Source organism: uncultured Clostridium sp. (assembly GCF_934754915.1).
GTDB lineage: Bacteria > Bacillota > Clostridia > Clostridiales > Clostridiaceae > Clostridium.
Genome location: NZ_CAKVKB010000325.1, coordinates 1 through 1,843, shown reverse-complemented (window position 1 = coordinate 1,843; position 1,843 = coordinate 1). Strand labels below are relative to the sequence as shown.

Below are 1,843 nucleotides of genomic sequence, written 5' to 3'. Positions count from 1 at the left end.
TTGAATTGTTGGCGTATCAACTATTGGAAGCATCTCTTTAGGCTGCGCTTTTGTTGCTGGAAGAAATCTTGTTCCTAGTCCTGCTGCTGGTATTATTGCTTTTCTTATTTTTTTATTCATATCATCATATCCTCTTATTATATGAACCACACTTATATAGTAAAAAATGTACATTAATAATCAAACTTAGTATTAAAAAATCTCTAATCTTAATTTTTATTAACTATTATCATATCATTTTCTTCTCTTAATTATTTTAATCTTATTGACAATATTTCTTGGTATATATGTAATAGTCTTACCAATCTTATATGAAAATGATTTCTTAACAATATCATTATCTTTTTTAATGCATTCAAGTTCTTCTCGTAATCTTACTATTTCTTCATTCATATTTGTAATATATTCTTCAATTGAGTATACATGTTTATCTATATTTACTACATATGTATCTAGCCTAGAAACATGACTATCTATATTTATTGTATATGTATCTAATTCAGAAACATGTTTATCTATATTTACTGTATGTACATCTAATTCAGAAACATGTTTATCTATATTTTCAGTTCTTATATCTATTCTTTCTATATGATTATTTATTCTTTCCTTACTAATTTCAATATCATCACATCGTTCATTTAAAATATCTACGTCAGAAATTGTTTTTTCTGCTTTAGTAAAAATTGCATCTTTTAGCCATCTCAATGATTGTTCTCTTTTTGCATTTAATATTTTATTCACACTATTATAGTTTATTTCTTTCAAATAATCTAATTTATCTACTGCTTCTTTAATATTATTTACTGCTCTATCTTCCAAATTCAATAATGATAACAATGAAGTAAATCTAGCTCCACCTCTATCTTTATTAACAATTGCAATAAATTGTTTTCTAAATAAAATAGAAAAACAAACACCATGATACGAATCTGTAATTACAAAATTACTGTTTTTTATATAATTAAGCCAATCTTCAACTAATACATCTTCCTCAACTGGTAAAGTCCAATTCTTAAGTTTTAAATTTTTATCATATGCATCTGTAACATTTATTGATTGTAAATTTAATTTTGAAGATATCTTTTCAAGAACATCTTCCTTATCTCCAATATCTAATATATACATAAATACATATTTATAACAAATACACTTAGAAGAATGTGAAATAAGTTCATTATAATAATCCATCTTACACAAAAATACTGGATCCAAAACCCATTCAGCTTTTGTATTAAAATATTTTTTACAAATATCAACACCACTTTTCTCACGCACAGAAACAGCATCAAATTTTTTCAGATAATATGCTGTTCTTTTACATTCTTCTATATATCTGTCATATGTATCAAAACCAAATGATGCTGCATATGAAATCTTCCTCTTATTATTATGAATAAAATTTAAAAACCAAAAATCTCCTACAGCTTGTGACATATATCTATTCCAATTTTGATCTGAACCAACTAAAAAAATATCTGAAATCTTATTAATAGCTAATGCATCTGTTTTACTATCAAATGGTTTATGCAATGCCCAAATTGGATATGGATTAATTCTAAACAAAGGAGGAATAGACAATGATTTGCCATAATAAGATGGAATTCTTTCCACCATTAATGCTTCAAGTCCTAAATCACTTATAACTTTATATAATGCATAATGTGTCAAATGCGCCCCATAATTAGGCATACTCCAATTACACAAGATAGATATATCATATTTATAATTTAAACATGACCTTATAGCATTTTCTATTGTATAATTTTTCAAAGAACATAAATGTCTAAATCTTTCAAAAGCACCTATATGTTTTATTTTATTTATACTTTTACCACTAAGT

2 protein-coding genes are annotated in these 1,843 nt (G+C 25.1%); both read right to left on the bottom strand.

All coding sequences use genetic code 11. The features are described from left to right. Positions 1–120, bottom strand: a 120-nt coding sequence (locus Q0F58_RS19400; RefSeq protein WP_367118228.1) for a sugar phosphate nucleotidyltransferase, incomplete at its 3' end; no start/stop codon positions are given. Between the two features lie 114 nt (positions 121–234). Then, the coding region (locus Q0F58_RS19395) for a polysaccharide pyruvyl transferase family protein (RefSeq protein WP_294379721.1) at positions 235–1,843 on the bottom strand (1,609 nt) is incomplete at its 5' end.